The 14,984-nt window shown below is 57.7% G+C and carries 8 protein-coding genes and 3 pseudogenes; 7 read left to right on the top strand and 4 right to left on the bottom strand.

What is annotated here, in order from left to right; translation table 11 throughout:
- The 3 genes and pseudogenes from ltrA to AC5ZG1_RS42040 all read left to right on the top strand — a co-directional run.
- Positions 1-1,139: group II intron reverse transcriptase/maturase (ltrA, locus tag AC5ZG1_RS42050; protein ID WP_496136334.1), on the top strand; the 1,139-nt coding region annotated here is incomplete at its 5' end.
- A gap of 80 nt (positions 1,140-1,219) precedes the next feature.
- Positions 1,220-2,033: pseudogene (gene tnpC / locus AC5ZG1_RS42045) on the top strand (IS66 family transposase); the annotation flags it as partial.
- 13 nt (positions 2,034-2,046) lie between these two features.
- A complete protein-coding gene (locus tag AC5ZG1_RS42040; RefSeq protein ID WP_028167603.1) occupies positions 2,047-2,418 on the top strand; it encodes a DUF3024 domain-containing protein in 372 nt (123 codons plus the stop codon).
- A gap of 1,908 nt (positions 2,419-4,326) precedes the next feature.
- On the opposite strand, the gene AC5ZG1_RS42035 is transcribed toward AC5ZG1_RS42040, so the two are convergent.
- From AC5ZG1_RS42035 to AC5ZG1_RS42020, 4 genes and pseudogenes are all read right to left on the bottom strand, one after another.
- On the bottom strand, positions 4,327-4,485 hold the full coding sequence (locus tag AC5ZG1_RS42035; protein ID WP_245287529.1) for a transposase: 159 nt from the start codon (positions 4,483-4,485) through the stop codon (positions 4,327-4,329).
- A 237-nt stretch (positions 4,486-4,722) separates the two neighbouring features.
- A complete protein-coding gene (locus AC5ZG1_RS42030) occupies positions 4,723-5,067 on the bottom strand; it encodes an IS5 family transposase (protein WP_063623419.1) in 345 nt (114 codons plus the stop codon).
- An 802-nt stretch (positions 5,068-5,869) separates the two neighbouring features.
- Positions 5,870-6,211: pseudogene (locus tag AC5ZG1_RS42025) on the bottom strand (transposase); the annotation flags it as partial.
- A gap of 71 nt (positions 6,212-6,282) precedes the next feature.
- Positions 6,283-6,366 (bottom strand): annotated as a pseudogene (locus tag AC5ZG1_RS42020) (effector protein NopP); the annotation flags it as partial.
- Positions 6,367-9,444: 3,078 nt separating this feature from the next.
- On the opposite strand from AC5ZG1_RS42020, the gene AC5ZG1_RS42015 reads away from it, so the two are divergent.
- The 4 genes from AC5ZG1_RS42015 to AC5ZG1_RS42000 all read left to right on the top strand — a co-directional run bounded on the left by AC5ZG1_RS42015 (position 9,445) and on the right by AC5ZG1_RS42000 (position 14,073).
- Positions 9,445-10,272, top strand: coding sequence for a YopT-type cysteine protease domain-containing protein (locus AC5ZG1_RS42015; protein WP_245287528.1), 828 nt, complete (start codon positions 9,445-9,447; stop codon positions 10,270-10,272).
- Between the two features lie 969 nt (positions 10,273-11,241).
- The gene (locus AC5ZG1_RS42010; RefSeq protein WP_130230645.1) at positions 11,242-12,117 is read left to right on the top strand and encodes a host specificity protein; all 876 of its coding nucleotides are present in this window, start codon (positions 11,242-11,244) and stop codon (positions 12,115-12,117) included.
- A 1,363-nt stretch (positions 12,118-13,480) separates the two neighbouring features.
- On the top strand, positions 13,481-13,657 hold the full coding sequence (locus tag AC5ZG1_RS42005; protein WP_155255468.1) for a hypothetical protein: 177 nt from the start codon (positions 13,481-13,483) through the stop codon (positions 13,655-13,657).
- A complete protein-coding gene (locus AC5ZG1_RS42000; RefSeq protein ID WP_130231713.1) occupies positions 13,654-14,073 on the top strand; it encodes a DUF7694 domain-containing protein in 420 nt (139 codons plus the stop codon). The genes AC5ZG1_RS42005 and AC5ZG1_RS42000 overlap by 4 nt, the downstream gene beginning before the upstream one ends.
- Positions 14,074-14,984 lie beyond the last annotated feature (911 nt).

The following is a 14,984-nucleotide window of genomic DNA, read 5'->3' as shown; positions in this document are numbered from 1 at the left end:
TTGAATCCGACTTGAAGAGTAACCTCTACAAGATTTGGAATCGAATGAGCTCAGGCGCCTACTTCCCGCCACCTGTTCGTGCCGTCTCCATTCCGAAGAAGAGCGGAGGCCAAAGGATCCTCGGGGTGCCAACTGTGGCGGATCGCGTGGCACAAACAGTTGCCAAACAACTCATTGAACCGACTCTGGACGCAATCTTTCTGGCGGATTCCTATGGCTATAGGCCCGGCAAATCGGCGCTTGATGCCGTAGGCGTCACGCGCAAGCGTTGCTGGAAGTACGACTGGGTTCTTGAATTCGATATCAAGGGGCTGTTTGACAACATTGACCACGAGCTTCTGCTGCGGGCTGTCCGGAAACATGCAAAGTGCGAGTGGGCGTTGCTCTACATCGAACGATGGCTGACAGCGCCGATTGCGCAAGAGGATGGAGCTGTCGTCGAGCGAAGCTGCGGCACCCCGCAAGGGGGAGTAGTGAGCCCGATTCTCGCCAATCTCTTCATGCACTATACATTTGATCTCTGGATGGCACGAACGTTCCCTGAACTCAGGTGGTGCCGGTATGCTGACGACGGGTTGATACACTGCCAGAGTGAGGTGGAGGCGCAGAGCGTTTGCGAAGCGCTGAGAATTCGACTGGCCGAGTGTCGTCTGGAATTGCATCCGACGAAGACGAGGATTGTCTACTGCAAGGACGATCGACGCCAAGGCAAGAGCGAGACGGTTATGTTCGACTTTCTCGGATATTGCTTCCGGCCGAGGTCAGTCCGGGGGCCGTACTCGCAGAAAATTTTCTGCGGGTTCACTCCGGCGGCCAGCAAGTCAGTGCTGAACGCGATGCGGGCAACGATCCGAGACTTGAACTTTCGTAGGCGGCCAAATCTGACGCTGGACGACATTGCCCGCGAACTAAACCCGATAGTTCGGGGGTGGATCGCGTACTATGGGCAATACATGCGCTCGGCGCTATATCCGATGGCCCGCTACATCAACCAAACAATAGCTATCTGGTTGAAGCGAAAGTACAAGCGCTTCCGCCATCGGTTGGGGCGCGCTCGTATCTTCCTGGAGAAGATCGCTCGCGAGAACCGCAGACTCTTTGCTCACTGGCAACTCGGTATTGGCGACAAGCTTGCCTGATGGGAGCCGGGTGAGGTGAGAGCCTCACGCCCTGGTTCTGCGAGAGGCCGGAGGTGAAATCCCTCCGGCCTACTCACCCCACGGTGCCGGTCCTTGCCAAAGGCAAGACCCGGACCGGCCGGCTCTGGACCTATGTGCGCGACGACCGGCCATTTGCCGGACCGGATCCCCCGGCGGCGGTGTTCTTCTACTCGCCGGATCGTGGCGGTGAGCATCCGGAACAGCATCTGGCAGGCTATGCCGGACTGATGCAGGCCGACGCCTACGCGGGCTTCAGCAAACTCTACGCGGCCAGTCGCAAAGTAGGCCCGATCGTCGAGGCGGCGTGCTGGGCCCACGGCAGGCAAGTTCTTTGACCTCGCACGGCTCACCAAGGCACCGATTGCAGCCGAGGCGGTCAAGCGCATCGATGCCCTGTTCGCCATCGAGCGCGAGATTAACGGTCTGACGCCGCAAGAGCGTCTGCGTGTACGCCAGGAGCGCAGTCGCCCCCTGGTCGTTGAGCTGCAGGCTTGGCTGCGTGAGCAGCGCGCCAAGCTCTCCAAAAACAACGACACGACCAAGGCGATCAATTACAGCCTCAGCCGCTGGGATGCATTTACCCGCTTCCTCGATGACGGGCGCCTTTGCATGTCGAACAATGCCGCCGAACGTGAGCTACGGGCCGTCGCCGTAGGAAGAAGAAACTGGACCTTCGCCGGCTCCGATGAGGGCGGCCGGCGTGCGGCTGCCATCTACACCCTGATTGCCAGCGCCAAGCTCAACGACGTCGATCCGCAGGCCTGGCTCGCCGACGTGCTCGCGCGCATCAATGATCATGCTATCCAGAGGCTGGACGAGCTTCTGCCCTGGAACTGGCGAAAGCCAACGCCTGATCATGTCGAAGCAGCGTGAGCCAAGAGGACACATGAGAGCGAGCGGTCTGTCCGCGGCAGATAAATTGGCGGTGACGGCCGCCTGCCAGCAGTTGATCGACGACTTTTTGAAGCCCCGCTTCCTGCCCACTATCCGACCGACGCAGTTCAACTATCCCGTCGATATCCTGGGAAAGTGGCACGGCACCAAATATCGCTTCATTCAACGCTACCGCTCCGGCTTTCTAGAGAACCTCGGCGAAGAGTTTGACGCCCCGTTCGCTCGCCTCGACTGGATCAGCCGTGATCGCTTCGACATCCAGTGGCACCGTCACACCGGAGAATGGTTCTGCCTCCATCGCGGCCTCACTCTCGCCGAAGCGATTGACACGCTAAGATCCGACGGATTGCTCCATCCACTTTAAACACGGAACTCCGCAAGGTCAGGTATCCCGGGTCCTCACCGGACGGATACCAGCAATCTGTGCGCCGCACGCGAAAAGTGCTCTGGGCGAGGCTTGATGAGAGAAAGACTACTGTTGCGGCGGTGCGCGTGGAATGATTTCGCTGCCGTAGTCGGATTCCTGCCATCAATGTCCTCAACCGGACACGAGTGGTAACAATAAGAGAGGGCAAGGGACGCCGATCGCCTCTCGTGCCGCCACGGCGGCAACAATGCGTTCGCAGTTGGGCGCATCCAGGTGGCTATGTTCAGCGCAGTCCTTTAGCCAGCGGCTGGCCCTCAGATTGGCTGAAGAATTCCATCGTCGCTGGCGCTGCAAATACTTCCCTCATCCTCACCTAGATGGAAGGTGAATGGCGGTTGTGATACGCCCGCATCACCCCTGATGACCTCAATGGATAAAGTACGGCCTCGAGATAGCGGCTTGCCTTGGCAGCTCAGCCAGTCAAAGTGCACGGCGTGCCCCAATCGCGTTAAAGTACCGCCGCGGATCCCTTCATAAGGGAACGCCCCTGAAGCTCCGTCGCATTCACCGTTGAGAAGGACGCCCACGGGTGTCAATACAGTCGCGCGCTCGGGGCATGTTCGTCGGCACGCTCCTTCCGGTCTCATTCAGGCGGACGTGCATAGGCGTCGTTGAGCGATGCACCTCAACTGCCGAAGTTGCATCTAAGTGTCTTGTATTCCGTCCACACACTGAAATGTGTGTCCGCGACACCTGGGCGGCCGACATGCAGGGCTGGGGAACCGCTGCGCGGCTAACTTCGCAAGTCCACCAGTGAAGCACCTGTGACATAAGCGCAGGGCCGAACCGTGCTACCCTCACGCTTCTTTGCCCATGGGTCCAGGTCTACAGCATCACGGATTTCCGATTGAGAGCTCGCCAGTTCTGGGGAGGCGGAGAGAAGCACTACCGCCCTCGGGTCGATATGTCAGTCGCGTCCGCGGGTTGCTAGGACGATTGGGCCAGGCCGCGGCTTCGTCACCTATCGAGCAGCAGAAGAACAGGTGGGTGCCTGGTATGCGAGTAGATCCACGGCCCAATCGGCCTACTGCAGCTCGCGTGGTTGACTGGACCTTAGACGCGAAACTATCGTGTCCGGCGGCCAAGACACCCCACGACTGCGATCACAATCAGCGTACGTCGCAGTTGCGCATATAGCTCACGAGCTCGAATCTCACGTAGCGCCAGGTTGCAGGCCTGCAAAAGCAAAGGCAAAGCTGTACCACGCAGGTCTATGGCTCGTTGGCAAATCAAGTTCGGCGGCGTAGCTTACTATTTCTCAACCTTGTTGCGTGTCAGGGCGATCATGCACTTAGATCTTTGCCAGGACGGGAAGAGCTCTCGCCGGCTATTGCTGGGCATTGAACCGAGCGAATTCGCAATGTGGCAAATAGACGAATACTGGAATGCGCAATGACCAATGTGATCATGCATCTGTTCGCGCACCACCGGCGCGCGATCCGGTGACCAGAAGCTCGCAATCACCAGAAGTTCGCAACCAACAGAAGTTCGCAACCAACAGCTTCCCGCCGCTAGGCAAGTCGATGTACGGCCTGCCTGCTGGATAGGGAGGGGCGCATCGAGATCACGATCAATAACCGAAATGGCAGGATCGATTTCCATCCAAGCAATGGATATTAAAATGCGAAGGAATGGGAACCTCTTTGGTTCAATGCGCCGAACAAGGCATCTTGCCGAATAGGATTGGAATTCGGTTCGCCCCATCTAGCACAAACCCGATGGCTCCATGACTACTGGAGCAAAGCGAACCTGAACCAGATCGATTTAATCTGGATGGATTTGCAGGAAGCGGTCACCGCTGGGCAGCAGAGCGTGACTCTGCTTTCCCAGGTTCAGACTGATCCATTAGGCGACGATGGCGGCGAGGTAGACTGCAGCCAAGAAGTTTCTGGCAAGTTTGTCGTAGCGAGTTGCAACGCCCCTGAAATCCTTGAGTCGGCAGAAACAGCGCTCGATAACATTGCGCCCTTTGTAGACGCGTTTGCCGAAGCTCTGGAGGATCACCGTTGGATTTGTTTGGAATGACGGGCTTCACGCCGCGATTGACGATTTCGGCGCGAAAGCCGTCGTGGCCTTTGTCCCCAATGAGGGTAGTCATGGGGGTGCGAGTTTCAAAAGGGCCGGCCGCGCGGCAATATCTGCGTCTTGTCTCGGAGTAAGATGAAATGCGCAAGGTTTGCAATCAGGGTCGTCCAGCGCGTAGATTTTCGTCGTCCGCCCACCGCCCGAGCGGCCGATCGCCTATTCATGTTCTCCTTTTCCGCCGCTCGCGGAGCGATGCGCTTTGATCGAGGTGGAGTCGATGGACAAAGTCGCGCCGTCCTTGCCGCAGCGGGCGAGCGTTTCAAAGACCGCCTTCCAATGGCCGCGCTTGGCCCAGCAATTGAAACGATTGTAGATCGTCGTGTAGGGACCATAGTCAGGCGGGCAATCGCGCCAGCGTGCGCCGCACTGAGCGTGTGAACGATACCGCTGATGATCCGTCGATCGTCTTCGCGCGCGGGGCCCGTCTGGTTCGTTGACAGACGCGGCTCTCTCTATCTGAACCCACTGCTTGTCGTTGAGCCAGAACAGTCCTTTGCGCATCGAAGTCCGCCATGCCGAATCAACTCGGTGCCAGGGAATCAGAACCAGCTGATTAGGTACAGACCCTTAGAGCAGAAAAGGGCCGCATCCCAGCGGCCGCTTCGCGGTTACAGTCGCTACTCCTGATAAAATGCCAGCCCGGCAGGGCGGGCTGGCCAGTGCTGCCGCCAGAGTACCCTAAGCCGGGCGCTCCATATCGCCGATAAGGATGACGTCGTCGCCTGGAACGTACCGTGAATCGGAAATGTGATTCCGCATTTCTGCCCTCCTCCGTAAATCGGAATCCCTTCTTGTAGAAAAATTCTGAAGCTCCCTCGTCTTGAGAAATAAGGGATAGACTGGAAAGGCCCGCTGAATCCCTAATCCGATCGGCAATGTCCAGCATAGCCGCCCCGACTCCTTTGTACCTCGACCAGTCGAGACTCTCTATGGTGAGAATTCGCAAAGTGTCGCGCCGCGGCGCCACGTTCATACTTCCCACCTTGTTGCGTTGATGGGCATTAGAAAACAAAGAAACGAGTTGGACATTGCCGCTATTGCTGATTGCTGTGTACAGCCTGACTTGCTCACCCCGCCGCTTGTCAAAAGCGAAAGAGGCTGGTCCCTCGGCTGCTAAAGCGGCCGTAAAAGCGGTCGTATCCGCGCGAGCGGCGCCCGCCAGCGCATCGCGCTGCTTGTGCAGACTCCGCTCGCCGGAGGGCACATTGTAGTGATTGATTCTCATCGCAACGGGATTGCTATTCGGACAAGCTTTCGAAAAGCTGACGTGCCCAAGGTTTGCAATCGGGGTTGCTCAGCGCGTGCCACAGCGCGAGCGGCCGATCGCCTGTTCAAGCTGCCGCATTTTCCGCTGCTCGCCGAGCGATGCGCTTTGATCGAGGTGGAATCGATGGACAAAGTCATTCCGTCCTTGTAGCAGCAGGGCGAGCGCTTCAAAGATCGCCCGCCAATGGCCGCGCTTGGCCCAGCGATGGAAACGATGGAGATCGTCGTGTAAGGGCCATAGTCGCGCGGGCAGTCGCGCCAGCGTGCGCCACGCTGAAGCATGTGAATGATCCGCTGATGATGCGTCGTCGCCATCGCGCGCCGGCCCCGGCTGGTTCGTTGGCAGATGCGGCTCGATCTGAGCCCACTGCTTGTCGTTGGGTCAGAACAGTCCGTTGCGCATCGAAGTCCCCGTACCGATTCAACTCGGCGCGAGGGAATCAGAGCTCGCTAATTAGGTACAGACCCTAATTGGTAGCTGAAATATCGCGCTTGCTCGGTATCTCTGGTAGTGCCGCAATCCTCAGCAAGCTGAGCGGGGCGCGTAGCCTTTTTGGATACGAAATCCGAGTATTCCGGTGGATTAGCGGCGACTACTTGATTTCATCGGCATAAAGGGCCCTCGCTTCTCTCCTAAATGCAGACCTGTCGATCTCCTCGATGGGGGCTCGGGAAACGAGCGAGTACGGCCGCTCCGTTGCCGAGGACGAAATGCCATAATAATCCCGCGCCACGAACGGTTTCCGCAAAGCTTGGCTATCTCCTCACGGCCTCCATTCATCAGCCTGACTAGCGGTTGTGGATTGGCTGGATGAGCCAGGGCTTCGGCCATGCATCAGATTCGCTCTCCTGTCGGCAAAGTTGGGATGCTGAGCGTCGTGCCGCGCAACCCAAGAGGAGCCCAATAGGAACCCTAGCTGACGACAGTACGCGCTCGGCCTCCGCACCACCGATCGCACCGGTTATGTAGGCCAACAACGAAACTGAGGACGAGGATAACTGCGGGGCAGCGCGACCTTACCCGAAACAAAGTAGCCAAGGCGACGGTTCGGCCAATTCCATCTACTCGTGTATGCGTCAGTGCTGGCCACCATCCGAGTCATTGGCCTGAGCGGGCGTGAGCAGTTGATCTTATAGACCTGGGCTCGACCGGTCCAAACCACCTCTGCCGAACAGGAGCAGATCAATTCCCCGAAGCCGCTGAGAGGGCACTCAAGCAGCACCAGGCTCGGAAGAAACAAGACGAACAATGGCGCAAACGTCAGAGGGACACACTCGAGAATGATCGGGGAGCGAGCCCGAAGCGAGATGTGGCGCAGGACCTGACAGATAAAGGAAGAAGAAACGTGGTGAGACAATAACGCCAATGAAGTCGGCGAGAAAAACCTATCCAACATCGCCGAAAACTCGCGCTGCTCTATTGCTGGGCTAATGGCATGGGATAGCATTCCCGGAGTCCAGAAGATGGACAGGAAATCCGCCCGGAGCCTTGGTGTCTCAGCATCAGTCTACAGAATCAGATCGCCCCCCAAAACGAAATCTTTGTCCAACGCAGGCGGGGCGGCCAACGGGCCCGGTTTGAAGCTAGTAAAGGGAGCGAAACGAAAAAGGCCCTCAACGAGGGTGGGCTTGGCGGCATCGCATTTGAGTTGGGAACTTGGGCGCGGGTACAACTGTGTCCGGCCGAAACTCGTCAGTTTCCTGAAAGCTAAGCTCCTTAACATGAGAACGTGGTTTCTTGACCACGGATGCCGCCCATGCGTCAACTGGTGACGAATCCAGCGAAAGCTCTGGCGGTTTTGAACCCATGTTCCAACCAATAGGAGAGCTGTATGGACAATCGGATCGACGGTGCTGGGCCTCCAGGGTCCCCAAGCGCCTACGAGTGGACTCAAGAAGATCATGACCTATTTAGTCGAGTGATCAATGAAGCCGGGCCGTCCTCATCTAGCGAGCCAGAGGAGACCGTATATGATGTCTCATGGGCCGCTCCTGAAATGTTTTCGCACGGCTCCCAAGTCGCCCCGCTCCCAATGATCGAGAAACTGACCCACCACGGTCTCCTGCCAGACTCGGAGCAGCCGACGGTGAGCTACGAGATCCGAGGTCACCGCTACACGGCCGCGTTGGTCCCGTCTCAGGGCGTACGCCTCATTCATAACCCACCGGAAGCTCAAATGCTGCGAGTCGGGTCGACGGGGGCGCCAGATTTCGGAGCGTTCTTCGTTGAGACCCGACGCCATCGTGCGCCTCTCCCGGAGCAATGGGCCCCCCTGGCGCTTATTGAAAAGCTGCGTGAACAGGGGCTCATGCCAACCGCAGACCACCCAACAACCATTTCGCTCGACGGCAAGCTTTATAACGCCGAGCTAAAGGAAGGAGGGTTCGTTAGGCTTACACGTCAGGCCTGAGATCTGTGGTGGCTGAGCCAACTTGGTTGGGCGGAAGCACTCCGGCCCAGCCGACTTGGACTACCTAGACAATTCACCGTTCCCTACTGAACGGTCCGCATCGCCAGCGCGCATTTTGCAAATCCGCTGGCAGCTGGCGAACATGAACGCTGTGGCAGTTGAGTGGCTGCGCAAGCTCATGGCGGTCCGGGAGTTTCCTGAATACAGGACCGGCCAACAGCGATGCTGCGCTAGCGTTCGCGATCGCTCTTGCTATCGCTCGGTGTTGACCCGGTGAGTATGATGAAGCATCCTGCGCGGCAGGCCTGTCGAACATAAGATGTGAGAAGGTGATGCCAGCCGTGGTCGGAGCGAGTTCGATTTCATATCGCTCCGCCGAAGAGTGGAAGCGATAACATCTAATCGGCGGTTTCCGGAATATACCGTGCTGCCCAGATTCACTGGACGATGCTCCTGACGCGTACTCCCCGACTGGGCTAAGTCGGCGACCATTAGATGCAGAATCGTGTTCCGGCGGATAGGGAATTCACGGCCCACCTGCGGCATCGATCCCGGCGACTTTCGTGATCAGCGGCTTGACGGTGTTGACGTGTCACGAGGCGGCAGCCTAACGCGTTTGAGCTGGGCGAATACGTCCATTCCATCTTTGAGCCATAACGAATGGAGGGAGAAACTCGTGATGAGCGCCAAAATCGCCCCGCGCGCGAGCCGGTGGTGCCGAGCGCAAGTACTAACGTGGCGTCGGAGGTCTCGTGTCCTTAAGACGGCAATGCCGGTGACCTGACAATTGCCTTGCCAATCGAAAATCAAAAGAGATGCGCCCACGCGATCACGAGGGCGAGGGAGGTGGTGAAGCCGACGTGCCCGGACGGAGATGGATGATGTTCTGGTCGAGAGCCGGGATCGTAAAGCGGCCAAACGCCTGCTGTGTAAACTGCTGAAGAAGAGTGACATGCCCTGCGCGTCATGATCACGGATCTTGGGTTATATGGCGCTGCTGGCAGGGCCCTTCCTCGTGCTCTGCGTAACACCTGCGCCCGTCAGCTTGTGATCAGCTTGTCTGAGTAACATTCGCAGCACCGCCTAAGCAGCCCGACGCACTCGGGAGAGACTTACGTCGAAGGGAACGCGAACCGCCATGGATAATCGAATTAGTGGCTCATCCACACGCGCCAGCCAAGCTGACGAACCGAGGCAGTCGGTGGACAGCGACAGCTTTACCGAAACACTTGCGGGCCTGCCGTCCCGAGCGGCGCCGGATCCCCATGCTGGTTTGTCATTGGCGCCAACACAGCCGTACTCGCTCGTTTCCCAACCTCGTATCGTGGAGCTCGAAACGTCTTCATTCGCCTGGGAGTTGCCCGACAAAATGGGGCTCTGCGCCAGTAAGCCACATACCTCGGATGCAGATTTTCACAGTTCAACCTCTTCCAGCTCCACTACATCCCCTCCACCCAGGCCGCTGTTTGAATACAGGACGGTCGAATTGCCTCAGGCGAATGTAGACGGCATCTGCGTTGGGCTGACTGCGGAGTGGCTCCGCAATCTGAGCAGCAGCCCGTCGGCCCGAATGGATGCGCTCATGCCGGAATCAGAAGGGCACCACTCAGCGGCTGAGCGGCAGCAGCAGTATCAGGACCTCAAGGATCGGTTGCGAAGTGAGGGAGCAGGAGCTTCTCAGGCCGACCTTGAGGCACAAAACACCATTTTGCGGGAAGCGGGCCTGGCACCGTCCGGAAGAGAGAACAAATACGGATTCGGCGAGCCCTCGAGGTTCTCGCGCGTGCTGGACAAAATTACCGGCGACGGATCGAAGTATTTGCTGAGTTTGTATTTCGCCGAAGGCGGCGCACACACAGTTGCGACGTCGGCGTCGAATGGAACAACCACGCTCTTCGACCCTAACTATGGAGAATTTACTGTTCCATCAGACCAGATGGGGTCATTGTTCCAAAGCCTCGCCAATCGTTACAGGAATCCTCCCAACGGGCGGCATTTATCGACAGTCACCACACAAAAGATGTACTGAGTCGGGCCTGAAGGCCGCTGGCGACTAATGCCTTCTCGTCGCGAACGAGTCGGTCGTGCTGACATTGGCTATTCCGGCTGTTGTCCCCTTGGGGCCGTCATGGCCGCCTCAAGGTGTTCGAGGATGTCCCGGATCTCGGCCGCCAAAGATGCTCCAAGCGGGGTCAACCCGACCAGTCGGCTCCTACTTCTGATGCGAGGTGTTCCGCGAGACTGCTGACGGAGCGGGCGACACGGGATGTCTCGTGGAGGACGATTGGCGATCGAGTTGAACGAGGCCCTGCGCATCAGAATGTGCGCTCCGTGAACGTCGGACGCCACAGGTGTTCAGCACGATCTCAAGCCGGGTATCCGTGTTGCGACCGATGCCGGATCACCGGCTAATGCGCCTGTCATCGCCGGCAGGTCGCCGACATAGCGATCGATCACGCGAAACCGTCAGGGCGATGGCCGACTGGTTGGTCGTAACGGAATAGAGGTTACACGTCGGACCTCCTTAAAGATGCGCGCTTGCATCGTCTGAACAGCCGGGCGGACGCCGCTGCGACCGAATGAAACCACGATAAAGCCGTGGCTCAACCTAGCTACCCCACCAAAGTCCGCGGCCGGCAAGTTCTGCATCGCCTTGAAATCAGCAAGCGAGGGCCGCATCATCGAGCCCGGAAAGCTGTGAAACGGTGTTGTGATGGTGGGCCGCGGCAATATCAAGGGTAGGGCTGTAATTCTTCTAAAGAACCCGAGATCTCGGCTCGCTCGCGTAACAAGGTATGGCACCTTAGCCGCGAAGCGGAATAAGCATAGCCGTAGAAAAGGCCAGCCGCGGGGAAAATGCGCTGCCCCTCGCCTTGCAAAGCGTGAGCACCGCGCCCCCTCTGTGCGTCAGCTTATTGTCAGCTCGCGCGCCTATCACTGTCCACAGGACTCGAGCAGGCCAGTACGGTGCAACTTTTGCGATAGGAGACCAAACGTCGTGTATAACAGAATCACTGGTTCTTCCAGCCAATTTCCAAGCGCGAGCCAAGCCGATGAATCGGAGCTGTCAGCAGATGGCGGGAGGTTTACCGAAACGCTTGCAGACACGGCCCCTGGTTCCTCCTCGGGGGTGGCACGGCCGTACTCCCTCGTTTCAGAACCTCCCATCGATGAGATCGACAGGGAGTCGTTCAGGCAAGAACTGAGAAATTTCTATGGTAACGACATCAAGCACATGGCCAATAATCCGCAAGAGTACTCGGATTTCGTTTCCGAAAAAGCTGAGCGCACAGCGATGGTCGCCAGAGCCGGATCCACCGTACAGGATTCGGACCAGGCGCGATATTTCAGCTATCAATTGGGTGACAAGAGTGTCGGGCTTCTAAAAACCGAAGGTCGACGTCGCATGGGAGGAGAGGCGTGGGAGCAGCACTTTCCTGGGCGGAAACACGTCTCGTCCGTTGTCGATCTCCGGGTTACTCATCCGCTCGTTGAGAACGCAGGCGATGTTCTGCTGGAACACCAACTTCGGCTTGACGGTAAGCGGGCGTTGGTCATGTCGCGTCCTGCCACGGATGAGGTGAAGCCCCGTCTAGAGCAGATGGGTTTTGTTCGCGTTGGTGACAATGAAGATGACAATGAATATGTGCTTGACCCTAGGCAGCATCCCGACAAGTGGACGCTGAACGAGGAGGGAAAATGGCAGCGGGTGGACAAGCCTCGCCTATATCTCTCCAAAGCTGAGAGTAGCGATGAGGAAAACGAAGGAAGTGTCGAGGAATATTCGGGCGAAGAATACATCGAAACGGATTCATCTGGGGACGATCCTTCTTGGTACTTCGACCGGCTCAATTTAGGCCCGGGGACCGGCTAGCAGAAGTCGCGCCGGGTGCAGCTTGACTTCTCATACCGGCACGCACCGGGGCCAAGGCGACGCTGCAACGGGAGCACCCGGCACGCGCGGGTGTGCTCTCGTTGCGGCGCGCGAGCAGAAATAAATTAGAAGCGGCGGCGGTTCCCGAATTCGCAGGCAGAGCAACTTCTTTGAATTGCTAGTCAGCTGCTCTGAGCTGCCTTTTGGTCATTGGCAACTCTCTGGGATTTGAACGCTCCACAAGCATCGTGCGCAGCGCCGACGAAGTCGCCAAACGATTCTTGATGCTTATCGTGATTGATCATCAAGTTGTTTTCATCGTCTTTGAATGGCGTATTCAAGCTGGCGTTTAGTGGCAACCGGGAGCTTTTGTGTAAGCAGCATCCTACACGCGCGGTCACGAAGTGATCTGAGACTGCTACAGCTGTCCTGGTTGGTGCATGTCGAATCATATGATGAGCCGATTGGGCCAGTTGCGTGATTCTTGCAGGGCGCTTGGCGGGACGATCTAATGAGGTGTGCCCCCCTGACCGAGCAACGGGCCAAGCCGAATGTCGCGGTCGCCTATGCGATCTGCGCTTCAATAACATTAAGTCGGCGCGCTATGGACTTCCGCCTGACGATCATCGACGAAGACGGCAGGCACAGACCATGGCCCATTGTGGTGGTGCGGAAGGGTATCTGAGGAGCAAGCGATGGAAGCAGTCTGGCTCTATATCGATGAAAAAACACCCGCGTGATGGGAGCCACATCGGCCGTTCGCGGGATAACCCCAATCAGTGTCTCAAAGAGCATGATGGTGAAGTGTCGCCTGGCATACCCCGTTCTTGGCAGCAGCGATGATGGGAGATCAGTCGATAGAAAGTCGCACAGCGAACCGCCTTTTGAAGGCCTAGGCCGATTTGAGACTCATGGTGCAAGATGGCGAGATGCTTGGTGAACGTGCGAAAGCTTCTTCGCCGTGATCGATCGCGCCACGATTGGCAATCAGAATCCTAAATTCGATGACCTTGACCAGCGCGGGGTCAAGCTTTGAAACGGTGGCCTATTACGTGGGCCTTGACGCGGCTCACTCCGTAGCCTGGCCGTGACTTTAGTGGAAGAGGAGCCGTTTCCGACGGTGCGCGGCCGACGGATCCCTAGGCTCGTCGCGAGGCGAGCCCTCGGCCGCAGCTTCGCGGCATGCTGCGGGAACGATTAGGAATGTGGTGAGGTAGAAAAGCAAAGGTCTGGTGCTGAAACCAAAATTGCAGGTTAGAAAGCATCCTTTGGAAAGCTTGTCCGGGCCTCGCAGTGGAGGTGCTTTACCGGCTCAAGGAAAACCGAGCGCCCGGTTGCCGGCATTGGAAGCGGAAGAAGAGAGATGATCTACATCTACGGTTTGCTCAGCAGTTTGTTCGAATTTCAGCAGACAATGCACGGGCGAGCATGGCACTCGGACGCTGCGCAGCAGCGCTGGCTGGAGGCGACGAGGGAGCCAGAGAACAAGGTGGTCTACGTCGATTTCAAAGCCATTCGCGAGGCAAAGGAGGGAACGTGAGAGCACAAGTTCTTGAAAAACTCGAGGCCGGCCGCGTGCGATACGGCGAATTTGCTAGCGCGCCGGGATCAGGTCCTTGCGGCCTGTTTTTTGTTCAGGGGCCTTGTGGCTGCAAACTCAGGATAGTCGGATTTGTTCGCCCAGGGTGGGAGCATGTCTCCGTCTCGACGCCTAGACGTTGTCCGAACTGGGAAGAGATGTGCTTCGTCAAAGACCTGTTTTGGGATGAAGAGGAGTGCGTGATGCAGCTGCACCCACCTCATTCGCAATACGTGAATAACAGCCGGTATTGCCTGCATCTCTGGAAGCCGACTCGTCAAGAAATTCCGATGCCACCAACGAGCTTTGTCGGCCTCGTCGGGCTCGGGCCATCGGAAGCGGCAATCCTATTTGAACGGATGAGAGCGCTGTTGTGAAAGCCCCGTCGCCGAAGATGTAGCGATGCCCGCAGGCGTGCGTGAGCATGTCCAGACATCTTCGGCATGATGAGCAAAGCTCGTAGCTGCGCCGATGAGAAAAGGCAAAGCAAAATCCGCTCCGAGCGACGCTCGTCAGACTGACGTCAGGTACGTTGCTTAAGCGTTGAGCCGCCAATCGGCAGTAAGCACTTATCACCCACCGAAACGAATATGTCTGGCTCTATGGAGAATATGGTACGGCTCGATTGGGTGCCGTGCTGGTTGCGATCGGCGTGTGACATAGCCGCCTTGTGCTGCGTCGCCTGCCTCTTGATGATGGCCCTTACTGTCATAAGTCTCATTGGTTGCCTATTGCTGCTGGTTCAGGTGAGGCGGCGTTTTTGGCCAGTGCAGCTGGAGAAGTCCGTTGACGCGAGGCGAACCAAACCGCTTTCAAGCCAAAGCTGAAGACATTCCCGCCATTGGAACTCGGCGATTGCCCACATGCGAGAAGGAGACAATGGCCGTGGGCGCACTTGGTTGCGCGAGGTCTTCTTCCCGAGAAAGGCGCGTGAGACCTTCTACGAGCATCTCGGAACGGAAGAGAGTTGAAAAGGGGCCCATGCTTCAACGCTGCGTAGGAGGGCACGAAATCACTCGGGCATGCTCTCGGTGCCGTGCCCACCTTTGGGCATTGCGCTAGAAAATCGAGAATGCGCGCGAGCCGCGGCGGTCTCGAGGGCAACCGGAACAGTGCACCTATCAACGCAAGCTAGGGATTTGGCCGTAGAACAGCCAGACCTCAATCTACTGGCGGCCTAATTGGTATCCGTCCGGTGAGGCCTTCACCGGCTTTCAATTACCCACAAATTCTCCTCCGACCATGGCGCCCAGCGCGATGTCAGTGAGGCGTGACAGCCCGCGCCACA

Source organism: Bradyrhizobium sp. Leo78 (assembly GCF_059512425.1).
The sequence above is the reverse complement of the archived record's forward strand: the minus strand, read 5'-3'. Positions and strand labels throughout refer to the sequence as shown.